Origin of the sequence: Wenzhouxiangella sediminis (genome assembly GCF_003410055.1) — a bacterium.
GTDB lineage: Bacteria > Pseudomonadota > Gammaproteobacteria > Xanthomonadales > Wenzhouxiangellaceae > Wenzhouxiangella > Wenzhouxiangella sediminis.
In genome coordinates, this window is sequence record NZ_QUZK01000048.1 from 50050 (window position 1) to 70329 (window position 20280).

The 20280-nt window shown below is 63.6% G+C and carries 14 protein-coding genes and 7 tRNA genes; 3 read left to right on the forward strand and 18 right to left on the reverse strand.

From position 1 onward, the window contains the following. Positions 1-143: 143 nt before the first annotated feature. Both DZC52_RS13620 and DZC52_RS13625 read left to right on the forward strand, forming a co-directional pair. Positions 144-1304: a ribonuclease D gene (locus tag DZC52_RS13620; RefSeq protein WP_116651702.1), complete on the forward strand. Its 1161-nt coding sequence runs from the start codon at positions 144-146 to the stop codon at positions 1302-1304. A gap of 22 nt (positions 1305-1326) precedes the next feature. Further along, positions 1327-1403: transfer RNA gene (locus DZC52_RS13625), tRNA-Arg, on the forward strand. A gap of 54 nt (positions 1404-1457) precedes the next feature. Here DZC52_RS13625 and DZC52_RS13630 read toward each other — a convergent pair. The 5 genes from DZC52_RS13630 to DZC52_RS13650 all read right to left on the reverse strand — a co-directional run bounded on the left by DZC52_RS13630 (position 1458) and on the right by DZC52_RS13650 (position 8821). Continuing rightward, positions 1458-3407 (reverse strand): acyltransferase family protein, encoded by a 1950-nt coding sequence (locus tag DZC52_RS13630; protein ID WP_116651703.1) that lies wholly within the window; start codon positions 3405-3407, stop codon positions 1458-1460. 78 nt (positions 3408-3485) lie between these two features. Beyond that, complete coding sequence (locus DZC52_RS13635; protein ID WP_116651704.1) at positions 3486-4025, reverse strand: NADPH-dependent FMN reductase; 540 nt, start codon at positions 4023-4025, stop codon at positions 3486-3488. Between the two features lies 1 nt (position 4026). Continuing rightward, positions 4027-7107, reverse strand: coding sequence for an efflux RND transporter permease subunit (locus tag DZC52_RS13640; protein ID WP_116651705.1), 3081 nt, complete (start codon positions 7105-7107; stop codon positions 4027-4029). Beyond that, the gene (locus DZC52_RS13645) at positions 7104-8177 is read right to left on the reverse strand and encodes an efflux RND transporter periplasmic adaptor subunit (RefSeq protein ID WP_116651706.1); all 1074 of its coding nucleotides are present in this window, start codon (positions 8175-8177) and stop codon (positions 7104-7106) included. The genes DZC52_RS13640 and DZC52_RS13645 overlap by 4 nt, the downstream gene beginning before the upstream one ends. Then, positions 8174-8821, reverse strand: coding sequence for a TetR/AcrR family transcriptional regulator (locus tag DZC52_RS13650; RefSeq protein WP_116651707.1), 648 nt, complete (start codon positions 8819-8821; stop codon positions 8174-8176). Before DZC52_RS13650 ends, DZC52_RS13645 begins: the two co-directional genes overlap by 4 nt. Positions 8822-8930: 109 nt before the next feature. Here DZC52_RS13650 and DZC52_RS13655 point away from each other — a divergent pair, with 109 nt between their 5' ends. Next, positions 8931-9716, forward strand: coding sequence for an enoyl-ACP reductase FabI (locus DZC52_RS13655; protein ID WP_116651708.1), 786 nt, complete (start codon positions 8931-8933; stop codon positions 9714-9716). An 82-nt stretch (positions 9717-9798) separates the two neighbouring features. On the opposite strand, the gene DZC52_RS13660 is transcribed toward DZC52_RS13655, so the two are convergent. From DZC52_RS13660 to DZC52_RS13720, 13 genes are all read right to left on the reverse strand, one after another. Next, on the reverse strand, positions 9799-11703 hold the full coding sequence (locus DZC52_RS13660) for a SurA N-terminal domain-containing protein (RefSeq protein WP_181918959.1): 1905 nt from the start codon (positions 11701-11703) through the stop codon (positions 9799-9801). Positions 11704-11779: 76 nt separating this feature from the next. After that, positions 11780-11856 (reverse strand) — tRNA-Asp (locus DZC52_RS13665). Positions 11857-11862: 6 nt separating this feature from the next. Then, a tRNA-Val gene (locus DZC52_RS13670) sits at positions 11863-11938 on the reverse strand. 15 nt (positions 11939-11953) lie between these two features. Continuing rightward, positions 11954-12307, reverse strand: a complete 354-nt coding sequence (locus tag DZC52_RS13675; RefSeq protein WP_220338392.1) for an HU family DNA-binding protein — start codon at positions 12305-12307, stop codon at positions 11954-11956. Positions 12308-12446: 139 nt separating this feature from the next. Continuing rightward, on the reverse strand, positions 12447-14864 hold the full coding sequence (gene lon / locus DZC52_RS13680) for an endopeptidase La (RefSeq protein ID WP_116651711.1): 2418 nt from the start codon (positions 14862-14864) through the stop codon (positions 12447-12449). A 129-nt stretch (positions 14865-14993) separates the two neighbouring features. Next, positions 14994-16253, reverse strand: coding sequence for an ATP-dependent Clp protease ATP-binding subunit ClpX (clpX, locus tag DZC52_RS13685; protein WP_116651712.1), 1260 nt, complete (start codon positions 16251-16253; stop codon positions 14994-14996). A gap of 60 nt (positions 16254-16313) precedes the next feature. Beyond that, positions 16314-16919, reverse strand: a complete 606-nt coding sequence (gene clpP / locus DZC52_RS13690; RefSeq protein ID WP_116651713.1) for an ATP-dependent Clp endopeptidase proteolytic subunit ClpP — start codon at positions 16917-16919, stop codon at positions 16314-16316. Next, positions 16916-18196 carry a trigger factor gene (tig, locus tag DZC52_RS13695; protein WP_116651714.1) on the reverse strand — a complete coding sequence of 427 codons (1281 nt, stop codon included), beginning with the start codon at positions 18194-18196 and terminating at the stop codon, positions 16916-16918. Before tig ends, clpP begins: the two co-directional genes overlap by 4 nt. Before the next feature lie 70 nt (positions 18197-18266). Next, a tRNA-Lys gene (locus DZC52_RS13700) sits at positions 18267-18342 on the reverse strand. Between the two features lie 5 nt (positions 18343-18347). Then, positions 18348-18423, reverse strand: a tRNA-His gene (locus DZC52_RS13705). Positions 18424-18490: 67 nt separating this feature from the next. Then, a tRNA-Arg gene (locus DZC52_RS13710) sits at positions 18491-18567 on the reverse strand. Positions 18568-18604: 37 nt separating this feature from the next. Beyond that, positions 18605-18681, reverse strand: a tRNA-Pro gene (locus DZC52_RS13715). Between the two features lie 42 nt (positions 18682-18723). Further along, the gene (locus DZC52_RS13720) at positions 18724-19944 is read right to left on the reverse strand and encodes a hypothetical protein (RefSeq protein ID WP_147307710.1); all 1221 of its coding nucleotides are present in this window, start codon (positions 19942-19944) and stop codon (positions 18724-18726) included. Between the last annotated feature and the right edge of the window lie 336 nt (positions 19945-20280).

Below are 20280 nucleotides of genomic sequence, written 5' to 3' on the forward strand. Positions count from 1 at the left end.
TGTTGCTGGTAAAAATGAAGGATCGGCGCTTCCCTTTGAGACTGTCCCCTGCCCACTCGCAATGGCAGGCACACCGACCGAATGTGTGAAAATAGCGTATCGAGACGCCTGCGACAACCACCGCACCGAACGGAGATCCACCATTGAAGCATGTTGAATTGCCCCCCCAACCGGTAGCGGAGGAGACGGTCCAGGCCGCGCACCGGGCAGTCGAGGAAGCCAACTACCTCGACACCGCGCACTCCATCGAAGAAGCATGCGAGAAGTGTGCCGAAAATCACGCTCTCGGCCTGGATACCGAGTTCGTGCGCGAACGGACGTTCTACGCTCGCCCCGGCCTGGTTCAGGTCAGCGACGGTCGGCAAGTCTGGCTGATAGATGTCGTTGCCGTACCCCACTCCGAAGCGCTGGGCGCCCTTTTGGCGTCGGCGGACACCGTAAAGATACTCCACAGCGTGGGCGAGGATCTCGAGATCCTGCACACTGTCGGCGGACGCTGGCCGAAACCGCTTTTCGATACCCAGGTTGCCGCGGCGATGCTCGGGTTGCCGCTACAACAGCGATACGAACACCTGGTCGAGGCCGTTCTGGGCGTCGAACTCGATGGCGGCAAGGCCCGCAACGACTGGTGCAAGCGCCCGCTGGCCCGAGACCTGCTGCACTATGCCGCCGAAGACGTGATCTGGCTGCCGCGGCTGAAGGAGCGACTCGAGGAACTGCTCGATCGCGCCGGAAGGCTCGAATGGCACCGCGAGGACTGTGCCCGCATCGTCGAACGCGCGCGAGCCGGGGATACTGCGCCGGCGCTCGGTCGGGTGAAGGGCGCGGGCCGCCTTGAAACCCCGGCCCTGGCCAGACTGCAGGCGCTGGCCGACTGGCGCGAAGAGGTCGCACGCGAACGGGATCTTCCGCGCCGCTTCGTCATGGCCGACGATACGCTGACCGAGCTCGCCCAGGCCAGCGCAGGCCAACTGGACAATCTCATCCGGAAACTTCCGGGCGGCCAACGCCGGCGCTTCGGCCCGGCCATCGAGGAGCGCCTGGCAAGCGCTGATGCTGCGGGCTTCGAACGGCCGGAATGGATCGACCCGCTCACCCCCGAGGACCGAGAACGCGTGGCGGTGGCGCAGAAGGCGGTCCGGTCGATCGCCGAGGAGCTGGCGATCGAGCCGGCGGTCATCGCCAGCAAGAAAGAGCTCACACGACTGGTCCGAGGCGAGCGGCCGGACTGGCTGGACGGCTGGAGAGGCCGCTTTCTCGCCGGGCGTCTCGAGGACGCTTCTGTTAGTATTTCGGCTCCCTGACAAGTGCACTCCACGCTTGAACGCCCCGGTAGCTCAGCAGGATAGAGCAGCCGCCTCCTAAGCGGCAGGTCACAGGTTCGACTCCTGTCCGGGGCGCCATTTTTTCGCCAGGCCGCGCAGTACTCCTGTCCGGGGCGCCACTTCTTTCGGAAGTCAGGAGTCGGGCACGAGGGCCTCGAGCTCCTCGATCCAGCCGATGCGGTCGACTCGCCCGGCGAAGAAGCGGGCGCCCTGCAGGGTGTGGTGACCGTAGTCGTAGAAGTGCTTCCGGTACTGTTTGTCGATGGCGTGACACAGCTCCTCGGCGCGAGCGCACACGTAATCCATACGGTCGAGGTACGGCAGCGCGTGCGCTTCGGCAACGGCCTGCAGCGATCGGTTGATCTGCTCGAGTCCGGGCCGCCTGCCCTCGCCCGCGCGGTAGCTATCGAAGTGCGCCTGGTTGACACGTCGCACCATGTCCACATTGCGCAGTTCGATTCCGGGATCGTGATAGGCCTCGAGCAACATCACGTCGGCCATTGTCCGATCGCCGTACTCCTCGAACTCGAAGATGTTGTTGACGATAAGGACCTGTTTGTCGTCGGCCTGGATCACCCCGAGCACCTCATCGAGTGCAGCGACATCGTCACGCTTGTAGCGCGACGCGATGATCACCACCCGAGCGTGGCGATAATTCTCGCTCGCGTAGAGCTCATGCGAAGGGTCGTCGAGGTCCGTCAACTGCGCGCCGAAACGAGCCAGCTGGAAACGCGCCTTGAAGTCCTCGCTGAAGCTCAGGATGTTGTAGATGTCCTTGGAGTGCGAATTGCCGACGACCAGAACCGGTACGCGATTATCCGAGGGGTCGAACCACGGGTGTCGGTCGAAGGGGTTGCCCTCGACGTTGTAGTTCGGATCGCCCGACCGGGCTCTCAACGGCTGCCAGCTTTCCTCCTGCAGTGCCCGATTGTCGGGCCTGAATTGCCTGAGCTCCGGCATGTCGTAGTCACGAGGCATGACGCCGTTATTGATGTGGGCGTAGAAGCCCACGCCGGAGAATGCGGCAATCAGAACAGCCGAAGCACCGAAGATGAACCGCCGGGAAAAGCGCGCCCGATCGCGAAAGGGACGTTCGACGAAACGCCAGCTAACCCAGGCGGCGAGCAGTGAGCACACTGCCAACAGCAAAAGCACCGTCGTGGAAGCTTCCCCTAGATGGTGGTGCCGGTAGAAGGCAAACGCTGGCTGGTGCCAGAGATAGGCGCTGTAGCTGATCAGGCCGATCCCCACGAGCATTCGCCGGCTGAGCAGACGCTGCACGAGGGACCCTTCCCGGGCGAACAGGATGACCATCGCCGTGCCCGCCGTCGGCACCAGCGCATGCACGCCCGGGAATGGTGTTTCGGCGTCGAAGGCGAAGACCGCACCCAGGATCAGAAGTAACCCTGAGAAACCGAAAAGATCATCGAATCCCGGACGCGCGGTCATCCGGGGCGCGAGGAAGGCGCAAAAGGATCCGAGCAACAATTCCCAGCCGCGGAAGGGAATCAGGTAGAAGCCGGCCATCGGGGCATGCGCAGCCGCCCACCCGGATGCGCCGAGACTGAGGAAGAAGAGAACGGCCAGGCACGCCAGCAGGCTGCGCGTGCCGAAGCGCCACACCAGCATGAGCAGCAACGGAAACAGGATGTAGTACTGTTCCTCGACCGCCAGGCTCCAGGTATGGAGTAGCGGGTTCATCTCCGAGGCCGTCGCGAAATAGCCGCTCTTGAGCCACAAGAGAAGATTGGACGAGAACAAGGCCGTGGCGGTGACGTTCTGCCCGAACGCCTCCATCTGGCTCGGGTACAGCAGGAGCCAGGCCAGCGGCAAGCAACAGGCCATGACCAGGAACAGCGCCGGCAGGATCCGTCGCGCTCGTCGCTCGTAGAAGTGGACCAGGCTGAAGCGCCCCTGGCTCATCTCGCGCGTGATGATGGTCGTGATGAGGTAGCCGCTGATCACGAAAAAGACATCCACGCCCACGTAGCCGCCGCTGAATGGCGGCAGGCCGGCGTGGAAAAGAATGACGGGAAGTACGGCAACGGCTCGCAGGCCGTCGACCTCAGCGCGATATTTCATGGGTATCGATTTTTCCGGGGCGCGGGCATCATACGCCAAGCGCTCCGTCGCTGCAGGCGACCCGAAACGCCTTGCGACCTATCCGGTGAAGGCCCTGAAGCTCTCGATCCAGCGATCGACCTGACTTGCCAGTTTCTGTTCGACCGAACCGCCGTCACCGAACAGGTCGCCGGCGCGGGAAACCCGGAGATAGCCGGGATGCAAGTGGCAGCCCAGCTGACGGAGGTTGATCAAGGCACCCGCCTGGGCGAAGGCCGTCCCCCAAGCGCCGGGCGTCGCGCCGACGAGCCCGGTCGGCCGACCGCCGAACGTCGGCTTCATTTCGTCGCCGGGTCGCGTCAACCAATCGAGCGCATTCTTCAGCACCCCCGGCATCGACGCGTTGTACTCCGGGGTGACGATGATCAGCCCGTCGGCGGCCTTGATGTGCGACCGCAGGGACTCGACCGCGGCGGGTATGCCGCTCGACGCCTCCAGGTCCCCATCGTAGAGCGGGATGCCGTGAAGCGTTTGCACACTGACACTGACTTCCGGCGATGCGCGATCGGCAATCAGGTGCGCCAGTCGCGTGTTGAAGGAATCTTTCCGGAGGCTGCCGGAAATCGCGATCCACTGCATGTCAGGACTCCGTCGAAATGTCTGTTGTCGATCGTCGCCGCCCGAGCCGGCCTTCGACCAGCGAATAGGCAGCCGGTACGACGACCAGGGTCAGCAAGGTCGAGCTCAGCATACCCCCGATGACCGCGACCGCGAGCGGTCCGTTGGTATCGGCACCGGCACCCAGGCCGAGCGCGGGTGGTAGCAGGGCCAGGATCACCGTGAACGACGTCATCAGGACCGGCCTGAGTCGAACCGGGCAAGCATTGCGCAAGGCTTCATCCACATCCTGACCCCGCTCACGATACTGATTGGCCAGGTCGACGAGGAGAATGGAGTTCTTCGCAACCAGCCCGACCAGCAACACCATGCCGATCATCGAGTAGATATTGAGTGAATGGCCGGTCAGCCAGAGCAGGAATACGCCCCCGATGACGGCAAGGGGCTGGGCGGTCATCACGATCAAGGGCTGGATGAATGAATTGAACTGGCTCGCGAGCACGATATAGACGAGGACCACGGCCAGGACGAAGGCAAAGAGGACGTAGCCGACAGTCTGCTGGAACTCGCGAGCCTGCGCCTTGTAGGCCACCTGGTAACCCAGCGGCAGGATGTCTTCAGCCGCTGCATCGATGGCATTGACGGCCTCGCCGAGCGGTATGTCCGGGTTGCCGTAGAAGTCGGCGGAGTAGTTGAGATCGAAGCGGGTGATCACTGCCGGCCCCACCGTTTCGCGCGCCGTGGCCAGCGAATCGAAGCGCACCAGCGCACCCTCGGGCGATCGCAGGTAGATCCGCCCCAGGTCGGCAGGCCGGGTTACCTCGCCTTCACCGGCCTTGACCCGGATATCGTAGCGCTCCCCGTCCCCGGGCTCGTCGTTGTAGCGGGCGATGTCGTATCCACCGACGAGCATGTTGACCGCGAAGGCGACGTCCGCCGAACTCAGGCCGGCTTCGGCCGTCCGCACGCGGTCGACCTCGATGTCGAGCTGGGGCAAATCGAGCTGCAGGTCCAGGTCGAGCCGCCCCATACCTTCGATATCTTCGAGCCGCTGGCGCATGCGTCCGGCCAGTTCGGAGACGCGTTCGAGATCCGGTCCGTTTATGACGAATTGCAGGGGATCGCCTCTCTGACCGCCCACGATCGAGGGCGGTGCGGCAAAGGCCAGTACGCCGGGAATACCGGCCAGCTCCGCTCTAAGCTCGTCCAGGAAGACCTGCTGCGAGACGTCCCGCTCGGCGCGATCGACCATGCGAACAAACGCGATGCCTCGATTGACTTCGCCGGCCTCGCCCAGACCGATCGCGGTAAAGTAGGTTCGGATCTCCTCGTGGCCGCCGAGTACCTGCTCGATTCGCCCCAGATAACGATCGGTCGCCTCGATGCCGGTCCCGAGGGGTGCCCGGAAGGAAACCACGAATCGGCCTTCGTCTTCTTCCGGCACGAACTCCTTGTCGATGTCGGCGAGGAAAAAGCCTGAGGTCAGCACGACCAGCGTAGCTATGAGCAGCACGCCCCAGCGACGGTGCAGACTCCACCCGAGCGCCCGCTTGTAGCCTCCGTTCATGGATTCGAAAAAGCGATCCAGGGCGTGGTAGAGGCGCCCGTGCTCCTCACCCTTGCGACGCACCCTCAGAAAGCGGGAACTGAGCATGGGGGTGAGCGTCAGCGACACCACGGCCGAGGCCAGCACGCCCACGGTCACCGTCACGGCGAAGGACTCGAAGAACCGGCCGATGATGCCACCAAGGAAGATCACCGAGGCGAAGATCGAAACCAGGGTCAGTGTGGTGGCGATGATCGCGAAGAAGACCTGGTTGCTGCCGCCGATGGCGGCCTCGATCGGATCCGGGGTTTCTTCTTCGCGGAATCGGTAGATGTTTTCCAGCACCACGATCGCATCGTCGACGACCACGCCGATCAACAGCAGTAATCCAAGCAGAGTCATGGTGTTGAAGGTATAGCCCAGTGCGTAGATTGCCGCGACGGCCGCCAGCAACGAAACCGGAATGGCCAGCGCGATGATCACGGTGCCTCGCCAGGTTCGCAGGAAAAACAACACCACCAGGGCGGCCAGCAGGGTCCCTTCAAGCAGATGATCCTCGAGGGCCTGGACGATCTCCTCGATCAGCTCGGAATCGTCGGATGCAATCTTGATGGTCATGCCGGGCGGGAGCTGGGGAATGATCTGCTCATCGAGCCTGCGCCGGACTTCTTCGACGATGGCCACGGTGTTGGTGCCGGCAATCTTGACGATGCCCAGGCCCACGGTGGGCTCCCCCATGAAGCGTGCGATGGAACGATTGTCTGCCAGGCCGTCGACCACCTCGGCAAAGTCGGAAATGCGAATGGGCGCACCGTCGACATGGCGCACGACCATGTTCTCCAGCGCCTGCGGAGAGTGATACTCGAGGTCGAGCTTGACCAGGGACTCGGTCGATCCGGACACCAGGAAGCCGCCCGGAAACTGAACGTGTTCGGTGGCGAAGGCCGTTCGGATATCCTGCGCCGTCACCCCGAGCGCGGCCATTCGCTCGAGGTCCACCTCCACCCGAATGGTGCGCGCCCGCCGCCCCCCGATGCGGACTTCACCCACACCGTCGATCGTTTCGAGTCGCTTGCGTATGACGTTGTCGGCGTACTGGTTGAGCTGCTGCAGCGTGCGATCGCCCTGAAGGGAAATCCACATGATGGCGCTGGCACCGGCCTCGACCTTGGCGACGACCGGCGGATCGGCATCCTCGGGCAACTCGCGAACGACCTGGTTGACCTTGGCCTGAACCTCGTTGAACGCCACGTCGATATCCTTGGCCAGGTTGAAGGTGACGATGACGTTGGACACGCCCGGCGAGGAGTTGGACTGGATGTAGTCGATCCCGGGTACGCTGTTGACCGAGCCCTCGACGATGTTGGTGATGCTGGCATCGACGATCTCCGGGCTGGCGCCCGGCAGTACCGTCGTGATGGAGACAACCGGAAACTCGATCTCGGGGAAACGATCAACGCCGATGGAGCGAAAGCCGATCAGGCCGAAAAGGACCATGACGGCCGAGATCATCCAGGCCAGCACATGCCGCCGGATGGACAACTCCGGCAGCGTCATGCCCCTGCTCCCCGATCGCGAACCTCCAGAAGCGCACCGTCGGTCAGGAAGCCGGCACCGTCGACGACGACGGTTTCACCGGCATCGAGCCCCTCGGCGATTTCCACCCAGCCGTCGCCACGCAGGCCCACTCGAACCGATCGCGCTTGGGCGCGTCCGCCCTCGACCACGTAGACGACCTCTCCTGCCGACCGGCGGACCACGCTCGCCGGCGGTACCACAAGGCCTTCATGGCGCTCGAGAATCACCCGTCCGGTGACCGACCCGCCCGCCCGCCAGCCGCCCGGGTTGTCGAGCGCCACGATCAGCTCGATTGCACGCGAGCCCTCGCCGATGACCGGCCTCAGGTCGGTCACTTCCGCCTCGATCCAGTCGTGGGGACGCGCGGGAGACGCCAGACGAACCGGCTGTCCCAACTCGACCTCCCCCTGAAGGTGCTCCGGCAGCGGCAGAAAGGCCTGCAGAGCCTGGCCGGAAACCAGTTCGAAGACGCGCATTCCGGGCGTCACATAGTCGCCGACACTGATGAATCGAGACTGGATCCGACCGCTGACCGGGCTGGCGATCGTGGTCTGGCGCAGGTTGTACTCGGCATCGTCGAGCCTGGCTTGGGCGGCATCCAGCTGCGCCTTGAGCGACTCGACCGCCGTCCTTGCTTCATCGAGCTGATCCTGTGCGATGGACTGTGAGTCTGCGAGGTCGCTCAGTCGGCGCACGCGACGCCGCTCATTGTCCAGAAGTGCCTGGATCCTGGCGATTTCGGCCCGGCCGGAGTTGACGGCGATCTGCTGCACCTCGGCATCGATGCCGGCCAGCGCCTGGCCGGTCTCGACCGTATCGCCCACATCCACGTGAACCTCTCGGATGCGCCCGCCCGTCTCGGCCGAGACCGCCGGCGCCGAATTGGCCCGAAGCCGGCCGACGGACAGCTCGACCCGCTCCACGACTCTGGCCTCCGCTGCCGTGGTCGTGACCGGGGTGGCGCGCTCCTGCTGTCCCCCCTCCTCCGACTCGCCGCAGGCGGCCAGGACGAGGCCCAGGAAAACGATCGAAACGAATCTCTGTTTCATGCTGCAGCTCCGTTGGAGGCATCGGGCTCGAGCCCGTGGTAGATCAGATCGATGACGGCCTTGGCGATTTCGTCGGGCCGTTCGACCAGACCGAGACCAGGCAGACCGGCGAGCTCCCCGGCGTGCTGGAAGAGGAAAGCATTGGTTGCGAACAGCGCCAGGGCCGCGACATGACAGTGCGCCGTTCGCCGAATGTCACCGGCTTCGCGGGCCGACTCGAGCTGGCGGACCAGTCGGGTGAAATTGGTCGAAAGCAGCTCGAGAATCAGGGGGCGCCGGTGGTCGAGGGCGGGGTCCTGCAGTTCTCGCATGATCAGGCGCACGACCTGCCGGTGGCGGGCCATGTGGCGAAGATGCTCTTCCTGAAAGCCCCGCAGCGCAGCGGCGACACCGCCGGACGCGGAAAAGTAACGGTCGAGCCGTTCACCGAAATCATCCACGGCCTCACCGATCACCGCCAGGTACAGCGCCTCCTTGGACGGAAAGTGGTGGAACACCGTTGATTTGCTCATGCCGGCGCGACGCGCGATCGCCGCAATGGAAGAGGCAGCGTAACCGCTCTCCGAAAACGCGCCGGCCGCGGCCTCGAGCAAGCGTTGACGGCCACCGGCAGAATCCTCTTTGCGCTTGGCGCTGACGGGCATGCTTCCTCCACGGAACAAGAGCCGACCGACCGGTCGGTTGGTGTCATTCTAGCATGGGCGCCGTTACAATCTGCCCACTCCCGGAACTCACAAGAAGGAAAACGGAATCATGGGCATGCTCGAAGGCAAGAAAGCCTTGATCGTCGGGGTTGCAAGCCCCCGCTCCATCGCCTGGGGAATCGCCGAAGCGATGCATCGTGAAGGTGCGGAACTGGCGTTCACCTACCAGAACGAGAAGCTGCAGTCGCGCGTCCAGAAAATCGCCGACCAGACCGGCTCGAGCCTCACGATGCCGCTGGACGTCGCAAGCGACGAACAGATCGAAGCCGTGTTCGACACCATCGAGAAGGAATGGGGTGCACTCGACATCATCGTGCATGCGGTCGGCTACGCGCCACGCGAGCAGCTCGAGGGCGAGTTCGCCGACGTGGTCGATCGCGAGGGCTTCCGAATCGCCCACGACATCTCGGCGTACAGCTTCCCGGCCCTGGCACGCGCCGGCCGTCATCTCATGAAGGACCGCAACGCGGCGCTGCTGACACTCAGCTACCTGGGTGCCGTTCGCGCCATGCCCAGCTACAACGTCATGGGGCTGGCCAAGGCTTCGTTGGAGTCATCCGTTCGCTATCTGGCCCACGGCCTGGGCGCGGACGGCATTCGCGTCAACGGCATTTCGGCCGGTCCGATCAAGACCCTGGCCGCCTCCGGCGTGTCCAAGCTCCGCTCCATGCTCGAGCACGTCGAGGAAACCTCGCCGATCCGCCGCAACGTCACCAAGGAAGACGTCGGCAACGCCGCAGCATTCCTGTGCTCCGACCTGGCCGCAGGCATCACCGGCGAAATCACCTACGTCGACGGGGGCTACAGCACCGTCGGGATGGCCGGCCTGGACTGAGCCGACCGCCCGGCGGGATACCGAGCCACAAAAAAGCCGGGCTGAGCCCGGCTTTTTCGTTCATGCACGGTGGGAACCGGACCTAGAGCCGATCCTCGACCACACTGATCTCGGTTTCTTCGCGCAACCGCGCGATCAGTCCTTCGAGCGCCTCCTGCGTTCTGGTCGAGCGAAGCTGGCGACGCATCATGTCGCGTTCTGTTTCGCTCGCTTCGGCCGGATTGCCCGCCCGAACGCCCTCGAGGCGGACAAGTGCATACCCGCCCTGCCTGGGCAGGACATGCAGAGTGGGCTCCTCGCCCGGCGCAGGCAGGCGGAAGACTTCGCGCAGGAAAGCCGGTCCCTGCTGGAAATCACGCCGACCGAGCGAATCGATGGAGACGAGATCCAGCCCTTCCGACTCGGCCAGGGACTCCAACGTAGAACCGTCCGAGCCAACGCGCTCGAGCAGGGCCTCAGCGCGCTCCTCGGCCATCTCGCGGCTGCGCTCCGTCACCAGGCGCTGACGGATGCGGTCGGAAACCTCTTCGAGCGGACGCGGCTCCGCCGGCTCGTGTTCGAGCACCTTGACCGCCACCATGTGATTGCGGTCGATCTCGATGGGATCCGACACGGCCTCGTCGAGTAGCACCAGGTCGGAAAATGCCGCCTGAACCACTTCTTCGTTGGAAGCAATACCGTTTTCGGCGCCGGCCCGGGTAAACCAGTCGGTTTCCTTGATCTCAAGGCCGAGTTCCTCCGCGAGCGGATCCAGGCTGCTGTCGTCGGCATAGACCAGGTCGACCATCCGCTCCGACAGTTCGATGTAGAGATCTTCGCGCTGACGCTGGAGATGTTCCTCGAGAATCTCCGGGCGGGCTTCTTCGAAACTCATGCCCTGCGGCGGACGAATCTCGTCGAGGCGGATGATGTGCCAGCCGAACTGCGTCTCCACGGGATCGCTGACATCGCCGGCCGCCGCAAGATCGTAGAGCGCTTCCTCGAAGGGCGCCACCATGTCTTCCGGCTCGATCCAGCCGAGATCCCCGCCCTGCTCGGCCGACACCGGATCGTCGGAATACTCGGCGGCGAGTTCCTGGAAAGATTCGCCCTCGGCGATACGCTCACGCAATTCCGTCGCCAGCGCTTCGGCGGACTCGGCATCACCGGCCCCTTCGGACGTGATCAGGATATGGGATGCACGACGCGCCTCCGGCGTCAGGTAGCGCTGACGCGCGCTCTCGTAGCGCTGCCGAAGTTCCTCCTCGCTGAGCTCTGCCTCTTCGATGAGCGCCTCGGGCTGGAGTTCGACATAGGCCAGGCGCACGCGCTCCTCGGTCGTGAATCTGTCGATATTGTCCTGGTAATAAGCCTCGACGTCCTCCTCGGAGACTTCGACCTGATCTTCGAACTCCGCGGCCGGCACCTGCACGAGGCTGACTTGCCGGGTCTGGCGCTGCAGGCTGATCAGGCGGTCGACTTCGGTTTCGGTCACTACCGCCGAGCCGGACAGGGCCTGCGGAATCAGGCTGGTCTGAATGTCTTCACGAAGGGTCTGCTCGAAGCTGCGCGGCGTTTCCCCCGCCCCGCGCAGGGCCTGCATGTAGACGTCCTGGTTGAACTGCCCCTCGATCTGGAAAGCCGGAATGTCCCGGATGACCTGGGCCAGCGCCTGGTCGCTCACGCGCAAACCGAGATCCTCGGCGTACTGGCGCAGCAGCAACTGGTCGATCATGCCTTCCAGGTGCTCGCGTCGTACTGCGGGCTGGTTGGTGTCGAGTTCGCTGTAGCGATCGCCGAGCTGCTGCCGGAGGCGCTGGCGATACTGCGCGAAACTGGTCTGGAACTCGCTCGACGAGATTTCGGCATCCCCGACAACGGCGACCGCGTCCTGCGGCACACCGCGCATGTAGCTGTCGAGCCCGAAAAAGAGGAAGGGAACGGCCAACAGGCCGAGCACGAAGATGGCGACGATCCCGGTTACGCGATCACGAATGGCCTGAAGCATGATCCTTGTATGACCCCGGTTGTAGTTTCGATTGTCAGAAATGAACAGGGCGCCCATCGGGCGCCCTGCTGATTAGTGGCGGAGTGGACGGGACTCGAACCCGCGACCCCCGGCGTGACAGGCCGGTATTCTAACCAACTGAACTACCACTCCTAATCCTGGTGGGTGCTGGAGGGCTCGAACCTCCGACCCTCGCCTTGTAAGGGCGATGCTCTCCCAGCTGAGCTAAGCACCCCGGGCAACAAGCCCGTTATTTTATCGCGTCTTTGAAACCTTTGCCAGCCTTAAATGCAGGAGTTTTCGACGCCTTGATCTTGATCGTCTCACCGGTGGCCGGATTACGGCCGGTGCGAGCCGCACGCTTCTTGACCGAGAACGTGCCGAATCCAACCAGCGACACCGTGTCTCCCTTCTTCAGTGCCTTGGTGATGGACTCGATCGTGGAATCCAGGGCGCGCTGAGCGTCGGCCTTCGACAGGCTTGCGCCATCAGCGATGCTGTCAATCAGTTCAGATTTATTCATATTACTGTCGCTCCAGACATTATCTGTTCGTTGTGGGTGGCAGCGGCCAGTCCCCGCGCTGCTGCGTGAGTCGACCCCCATGGGCAGCAACCGACCGTCTGTTGGCCAACGATGGTATATCAGCCGCCCCCGCTCATCAATAGGATGAGCCAGAAAAATCGCCGGAAATGCCCGTTTTCAGGCATTTCCGGCAATCCCGGGGTGTTTTTTGGCCGTTCAATCAGTGCGCGCGCACACCCGCGTTCGACTCCCGGTTGCCCGAAGCAGCGTCGCCCTCACCGGCTTCATCCACCGGCGGCAACCCAGCCAGGGCCAGCTCGAGCACCTCATCGATCCACTTGACCGGACGGATGTCGAGATCCTTCTTGATGCGCTCGGGAATCTCGTCGAGATCCTTCTTGTTCTCTTCGGGAATCAGGACCAGGCGGATGCCGCCTCGCAGCGCGGCCAGCAGCTTCTCCTTGAGTCCGCCAATGGGCAACACCTTGCCCCTGAGCGTGATCTCGCCGGTCATGGCCACGTCGGCGCGAACGGGAACACCCGTCAGAACCGATACCAGGGCCGTGACCATGGCAATGCCGGCACTGGGTCCGTCCTTGGGCGTGGCGCCCTCGGGCACGTGGATATGCAGGTCCCGGTTCTGGTAGAAGTCTTCCGGGATACCGAGTGCGGACGCGCGCGAACGCACCACCGAAAGCGCGGCCTGCACCGATTCCTTCATCACATCGCCGAGCTGGCCGGTGTGGGTCAGCTTGCCCTTGCCGGGCACGGCGGTCGCCTCGATCTGCAGCAATTCACCGCCGACCTCCGTCCAGGCCAGTCCGGTGACCTGCCCGATCTCGTTCTGCTCCTCGGCCCGACCGTAACGGAAGCGGCGCACGCCCAGGTACTTGTCGAGGTTTTGAACGGTCACGTGGCGCTTGTCCAGCTTCTCGTCGAGGCTCAGCTCCTTGACCACCTTGCGGCAGACCTTGGCGATCTCGCGCTCGAGGTTCCGTACGCCGGCCTCGCGGGTGTAATGCCGGATCATGTCGGTGATCGCGCCTTCGCTGATGTGCAGCTCGCCTTCCTTCAGGCCGTGCTGTTCGATCTGCTTGGGCAGCAGATAGCGCGTGGCGATATTGAGCTTCTCGTCTTCCGTGTACCCCGGAATCCGGATGATCTCCATGCGATCGAGCAGCGGCGCCGGGATGTTCAGCGAGTTGGCGGTAGCCACGAACATCACTTCCGATAGGTCGAAATCGACTTCCAGGTAATGGTCGGAGAAGGTGTTGTTCTGTTCCGGGTCGAGCACTTCGAGCAGCGCCGAAGAGGGATCACCGCGGAAATCCATCGACATCTTGTCCAACTCATCGAGCATGAACAGCGGGTTGCGCGTGCCGACCTTGCTCAGGCTCTGCAATACCCGCCCCGGCATCGAGCCGATATAGGTCCTGCGGTGGCCCCGGATCTCGGCTTCGTCACGAACGCCGCCGAGGCTCATGCGGATGAATTTGCGACCGGTCGCGCGGGCAATGGAGCGGCCCAGCGAGGTCTTGCCAACGCCCGGCGGACCCACGAGACAAAGAATCGGCCCCTTGAGCTTCTTGACGCGCTTCTGCACGGCCAGGTACTCGAGGATCCGCTCCTTCACGCGCTCGAGCCCGTAGTGATCGGCTTCCAGAATGTCGGATGCGCCCTTGATGTCGTGGCTGATCTTGCTGCGCTTCTTCCACGGCAGCATCAGCATCCAGTCCAGGTAGTTTCGAACCACCGTGGCCTCGGCCGACATCGGCGACATCATCTTGAGCTTGTTGAATTCGCCCTTGGCCTTCTCCAGCGCTTCGGCGGGCATGCCGGACTTCTCGATCCTGGCCTCGAGATCACCCAGGTCGTTGCCCGACTCGTCGAGGTCACCCAGTTCCTTCTGGATGGCCTTCATCTGTTCGTTGAGGTAGTACTCGCGCTGGCTCTTTTCCATCTGGTTCTTGACGCGGCCCCGAATGCGCTTTTCCAGCTTGAGGACGTCGATTTCGCCCTCGATCAGCCCCATCAGGAACTCCATGCGGTCGGCGATCGGCGCGATCTCGAGCACACGCTGCTTGTCCTCGATGCGCACGGCCAGGTGCGCGGCGATGGTGTCAGCCAGACGGCTGGGATCCTCGATGCCGGACAGGGTGGTCATCAACTCGGGCGGCACCTTGCGGCTGAGCTTGACGTACTGCTCGAACAGGTTCGTGAGGCTGCGCGTGGTGACTTCCAGGGCACGGGGATCCTCGGCCTCCTCGCCTTCGAGCGAGGTGAAGCGGGCAGCCAGATACTCGCCACTGTCGTCGAGCTCGTCGACACGCACTCGCTGCCCCCCTTCCACCAGCACCTTGGTGGTGCCGTCGGGCAGGCGGAGCATCTGCAGCACGGTGGCCATGGTGCCGCAATCGAACAGGTCTTCCGGGCCGGGCTCTTCCACTTCGGGATTTTTCTGGGTGACGAGCAGGATCTGCTTGTCGATGTTCATGCACTCCTCGAGCGCACGAACGGAGCGGTCGCGGCCCACGAACAGCGGGATGACCATGTGGGGATAAACCACCACGTCGCGCAGGCTCAGGACCGGCACGGGCTGGCGGGGCTGGTTCGGATTGCTGACTTCGTAGTCGGCCATTGATCTCTCTGAATGCGCTCCGGACCGGGCGGCCCCTGGAGCTTGGTGTGAACTGGAATCAGATATTGGCCCCGAACCGGGTCGATTCAACCCGGTAGAGGCAACGCGGCACGCGGATTCGCCCGCCGATCAGGACTCAGCGCCGGCGCGCTGGGGCTGGTTCTCGTAGATGAGATAGGGGGCGGATTCGCCGTTGATCACGGCTTCGTCTATGACGACCTTGGTCACGTTCTCAGTCGAAGGCAGGTCGTACATCACGTCGAGCAACACGTTCTCGATGATCGTGCGCAGGCCACGGGCACCGGTCTTTCGCGCCATGGCCTTGCGGGCGATGGCGTGCAGCGCGTCGTCGCGGACTTCGAGCTCGCAGTTGTCCATTTCGAACAGCTTGTAGAACTGCTTGACCACCGCGTTCTTCGGCTCGGTGAGGATACGCACCAGGGCGCCTTCGTCCAGCTCGGTGAGAGTGGCCACCACCGGCAGTCGACCCACGAACTCGGGAATCAGGCCATAGCGGATGAGATCCTCGGGTTCGACCTCGGTGAGGATCTTGGAGATGTCCTCCGATTCCGGATTTCGCACCTCGGCGCGGAAGCCGATGCCGGCCGACTTGGAGCGATCCTGGATCACCTTGTCCAGACCGGCGAAGGCCCCACCGACGATGAACAGGATATTGCGCGTGTCGACCTGCAGGAACTCCTGCTGCGGGTGCTTGCGGCCGCCCTGCGGCGGCACCGAGGCCATGGTGCCCTCGATCAGCTTGAGCAGGGCCTGCTGAACGCCTTCGCCCGATACGTCACGGGTGATCGAAGGGTTCTCGGCCTTGCGCGAAATCTTGTCGATTTCGTCGATGTAGACGATGCCCTGCTGCGCCTTCTCGACGTCGTAGTCGCACTTCTGCAGAAGTTTCTGGATGATGTTCTCGACATCCTCGCCGACGTACCCCGCCTCGGTCAGCGTCGTGGCGTCGGCGATGGTGAACGGCACATTGAGCATGCGCGCCAGGGTCTCGGCGAGCAGGGTCTTGCCGGACCCGGTCGGGCCGATCAGCAGGATGTTCGACTTGGCCAGTTCGACGTCGTCGCGGTGCTTGTAGGACTCGAGGCGCTTGTAGTGGTTGTAGACCGCGACCGACAGCACCTTCTTGGCGGGCTGCTGCCCGATGACGTAGTTGTCCAGGAAGTCATGGATTTCGTGCGGCGTCGGCAACTGCTCCCGCTCGGCCTCGCCGGCGCCCTCGAGCTCTTCACGAATGATGTCGTTGCACAGCTCGACGCATTCGTCGCAGATGTAGACGCTGGGGCCAGCAATCAGCTTGCGCACCTCGTGCTGGCTCTTTCCGCAGAACGAGCAGTAGAGAATCTTGCCGTCGCTGGGGGATTCGCTCATCTTCCGTAAATCTTCCCGGTTCTACTGAATGAACCCGAGTTTAACCGAAAACGCCGTCGGTTACTGTGAGTGGCGGTCGCTGAGGACATCGTCGACCAGTCCGTATTCCCGGGCGTCGTCGGCCGACATGAACTTGTCGCGGTCGGTGTCACGCTCGATCGTCTCCAGGTCCTGACCGGTGTGCTTGACCAGAATGCGATTGAGCGTGTCCTTCATCTTCAGGATCTCGCGGGCATGGATGTCGATATCCGAGGCCTGGCCCTGATAGCCGCCCAGGGGCTGGTGGATCATGACCCGTGAGTGCGGCAGCGCGTAGCGCTTGCCCTGCGCCCCGGCGGCGAGCAGAAGCGCGCCCATGCTGGCGGCCTGCCCGATGCACATGGTGGCGACGTCCGGCTTGACGAACTGCATGGTGTCGTAGATCGCCATGCCGGCGGTCACGGAGCCGCCCGGCGAATTGATGTAGATATTGATGTCCTTGTCGGGGTTCTCCGACTCGAGGTAGAGAAGCTGCGCCACGATCAGGTTGGCCGCGTAGTCCTCGATCGGTCCGACGATGAAAATCACCCGCTCCTTGAGGAGCCGGGAGTAGATGTCGTAGGCGCGCTCGCCGCGAGCGGACTGCTCGACGACCATCGGGACCAGATTGAGGGCTTTCTCGTTCATGACTGACCCATCAGTTCGCTGAATGACATGGACTTGTTGCTGACCTTGGCATTTTCAAGGACCCAGTCGATAACCTGTTCCTCGAGCACCATGTTCTCGACCTGGTCCATCAGGCGGGGCTCGGAACGGTAGAGTTCGATGACCTGCTCCGGCTGATCGTAGGTTTCGGCCATCTCCTCGATCTTGGACTGCACGCGGCCGGAATCGATCGAGATGTCATGCTGACGAGCGACCTCGGCGAGCAGCAGCCCCAGACGCACGCGCTTTTCGGCACCTTCACGGAACTGATCGGCCGGCGGCGGCTGCTGGCCGGTCTGCTGCTGCATCTGTTCCTGCATCTGGCGGATTTCCTGGTCGACGGCACTGGCCGGCAGACCCAGGTCGCCGTAGCGTTCCGCCAGGCCGTCGGTCACGGCCTGCTTGATCTGGTTGGTAATCGCCTGGCGCTTCTCTCGCTCCAGGTTCTTCTTGACGTCGGCACGCAATTGCTCGACGCCACCCTCGACCCCGAAGCTCTCGGCAAAGGCTTCATCCACTTCCGGGATCTCGGAAGCCTCGATGGACTTGACCCGCAGCTTCACCGGCGCGGTCTTGCCCGCCAGGCTGTCGTGACGGTACGACTCGGGGAACGTCAGCTCCGTTTCCTTCTCGTCACCGACCTGGGCACCGCGCAGCAGCTCTTCGAGCTCGGGAAAGGAGGACAGCTTGCCGATCACCGGGGCGATCTCGTGCTCGCCGACGTCGGGAATCTTCTCGCCGTCGAGTTCGGCCACGTAGCCCAGGCGAACCCGATCGCCTTCTTCGGCGGCGCGGCTGACTTCGTGCCAGGTCCGGCGCTGCTCGCGCAGGGTGTCGATCATGTCGTCGACGTCCTCCTCGGCGATTTCGACTTCGGGACGCTCGATCTCCAGATCGGACACCTCGATCTCGGGCATCTCCGGGAACACTTCCAGCTCGGCCGTGAACTCGAAGTCACCCTCGCCGTCGCGCGGCTTGGGCTCGATGCGCGTCACGCCGGCCACCCGCATTTCCTGCTCGCCGATCGCTTCCTGCAGACTCGACTGCATCACTTCCTGCAGGATCTCGTCGCGAACCTGGTCGCCGTAGCGCTTCTGGATGATGTTCATCGGCACACGGCCCGGACGAAAACCCTTCAGCCGCACCTGGCGACGCAGCTCGTTGAGTCGTCCGGAAACCTTGTTGTCAATACTGTCGCCGGGCACCTGGACGGTCATGCGCCGTTCCAGATCGCCGGTCTTTTCAACGGATACCTGCATGTTCGTGTCTTCTAGAAGTGTCGGTCTGTATTGAATGAAGCCGGCCGGTGAACCCGGCCGGCTGCAGAAATGGTGGGCCGTCAGGGACTCGAACCCCGAACCTACTGATTAAGAGTCAGCTGCTCTACCAATTGAGCTAACGGCCCTCGGGTGGGGTGAGCGACGGGGATTGAACCCGCGACCTCTGGAGCCACAATCCAGTGCTCTACCAACTGAGCTACGCCCACCACAGAACAAATTGTGTTGGCGACCCTCGGCCGCCAATCCAGCATTATAACCCGTTCTGGAACGGGATGGCGCGCCCGGCAGGACTCGAACCTGCAGCCGCCGGCTTAGAAGGCCGATGCTCTATCCGGTTGAGCTACGGGCGCCTGAATCCGCTTGCCGCAACGTGCCGGCGACGCGTTCTGGTCGGGGTGACAGGATTCGAACCTGTGACCTACTGCTCCCAAAGCAGTTGCGCTACCAGGCTGCGCTACACCCCGATACTCCAAGCCGGACAATGTTACGCACTCGTTGAAAGGCGGTCAACCGGCAGAGCGCCCGTGACAGGCCTTTCCGGGCGACAGGCGAAGCACCCGCACCCGTCGCTTCCCGTCGAACCTGCCCGTCCAGGCCACCACCGGGCGACAGCCCGCCAACATTCCGAGGCGCGGGAAGCCGCTGGCGCGACCGGCATCGATGCCCTCGATTCGTTCCCGCCACAACGGGTTACCGCCCCAGTCGTAACCGACGAGCACCAGCTCACCCGATCGATCCACCTGGTCGACCCAGGACAGCACGAAACCCGAATCGGAAAGCGCCAGGTCCACACGACCCAGCGCCGAGCCCTCGCCGAGGGAATCGGCGAGTTCGAAGCTGCGCCCGCTGTCGCCGGAAGTCGCGACGTGAACTCGGGGCTTCCCCTCCGGCATGGTGAACCAGGCGACCGCCACCCGCTCGCCGTCGGCAACCATCGCCGGGCCGTTGACCGGACAACCGCCGATACGCCAGTTGTCGGCGTGAAGGCGGCGCGGATCGCTCCAGCCTTCTTCCGTCCGCCGCACGACGTAGTGATCGCGAATTTCTTCTTCGCTTCGGTCGCGGTAGACCACCACCGGGCCTGCCGACGTCATCGCCGAAGCCGTCTGGCAGCAATCGCAGACGCGCTCGTCGAGGAGAGCCTCATCCGAAAGACCGCCATTGCCCGAAAGTACGGCCGAACGCAGGGTCATGGCCCCGTCATCGCTCTCGGCGGCCATCCGGCGCCCGTCCAGCCAGACCAGGCCGGCACTCGAACCGGATTGCGCGAAATAGCTGACGAAACCGTGTTCGGTCTGCGTGCCGTCGCGGTGCGGCGACACCGGTTTGGTCCAGGTGGCACCGCCATTGGATGATCGCGCGGTAACGACATCATAGGCGTAGGTCGAGGATCCAGACTTGACCAACCAATGCGCTACCCAGTCGCCGCCGGGCAGCACGAAGAGGCCCGGCGTGTCGGCCCAGTTGGCAAACCAATCCTCGCCGCTGGCGATTGTTCGCGAGGGCCCGAATCCATTCCCGTCAAGCACGGCGAAATTAAGGGCGTGCCCATCGTCGGCCGGCTCGAGCCAGGTCAGGATCAGCCGCTCGGCGTTGAGCCCGGTGATGGCGGGCGCAAGACTGCCCGGCCCGGCCGGGCTGTCGATCTCACGGCCCTCGCCGGCGAACGCGGAAACGGCCGCGAGAAGCACGGCAAGGAACAGGCAGGCTCTAGTCGGTCGATTCATCAAAAACACGTTTAAGGGGCTTTCAGCAAACGTTACCACCCAATGGCACCTCCCCGAACCCCGAACCGACGCGAAGCGTCGTCCCGGCCCCCGAGCCGGGACCTCACACCCGAAGACGCCAGCGTCAGAGAAGACCCCGGGTCAAGCCCGGGGCAACGAGCTAGATTGCATTTCCTCAAACCTGAAACCTGAAACCCAGATACGAAAAAGCCCCGTCCGGGGATGGGGCCTCTTCGAATTTGGCGCGCCTGGAAGGATTGCTGCGCGGCCTGCCGGCCGCTTGCCCTTCGGGCTGCAGCTGCGCTGCAGCGTCATTGCGCTGGCGCGCAATGGTCG

Bases quoted from the DNA above. Each gene is read 5' to 3' on its own strand.
- DZC52_RS13630 (WP_116651703.1), bottom strand. From the start codon at position 3,407: ATGAAATATCGCGCTGAGGTCGACGGCCTGCGAGCCGTTGCCGTACTT.
- DZC52_RS13635 (WP_116651704.1), bottom strand. From the start codon at position 4,025: ATGCAGTGGATCGCGATTTCCGGCAGCCTCCGGAAAGATTCCTTCAAC.
- DZC52_RS13640 (WP_116651705.1), bottom strand. From the start codon at position 7,107: ATGACGCTGCCGGAGTTGTCCATCCGGCGGCATGTGCTGGCCTGGATG.
- DZC52_RS13645 (WP_116651706.1), bottom strand. From the start codon at position 8,177: ATGAAACAGAGATTCGTTTCGATCGTTTTCCTGGGCCTCGTCCTGGCC.
- DZC52_RS13650 (WP_116651707.1), bottom strand. From the start codon at position 8,821: ATGCCCGTCAGCGCCAAGCGCAAAGAGGATTCTGCCGGTGGCCGTCAA.
- DZC52_RS13655 (WP_116651708.1), top strand. From the start codon at position 8,931: ATGGGCATGCTCGAAGGCAAGAAAGCCTTGATCGTCGGGGTTGCAAGC.
- DZC52_RS13660 (WP_181918959.1), bottom strand. From the start codon at position 11,703: ATGCTTCAGGCCATTCGTGATCGCGTAACCGGGATCGTCGCCATCTTC.
- DZC52_RS13675 (WP_220338392.1), bottom strand. From the start codon at position 12,307: ATGGGGGTCGACTCACGCAGCAGCGCGGGGACTGGCCGCTGCCACCCA.
- lon (WP_116651711.1), bottom strand. From the start codon at position 14,864: ATGGCCGACTACGAAGTCAGCAATCCGAACCAGCCCCGCCAGCCCGTG.
- clpX (WP_116651712.1), bottom strand. From the start codon at position 16,253: ATGAGCGAATCCCCCAGCGACGGCAAGATTCTCTACTGCTCGTTCTGC.
- clpP (WP_116651713.1), bottom strand. From the start codon at position 16,919: ATGAACGAGAAAGCCCTCAATCTGGTCCCGATGGTCGTCGAGCAGTCC.
- tig (WP_116651714.1), bottom strand. From the start codon at position 18,196: ATGCAGGTATCCGTTGAAAAGACCGGCGATCTGGAACGGCGCATGACC.
- DZC52_RS13720 (WP_147307710.1), bottom strand. From the start codon at position 19,944: ATGAATCGACCGACTAGAGCCTGCCTGTTCCTTGCCGTGCTTCTCGCG.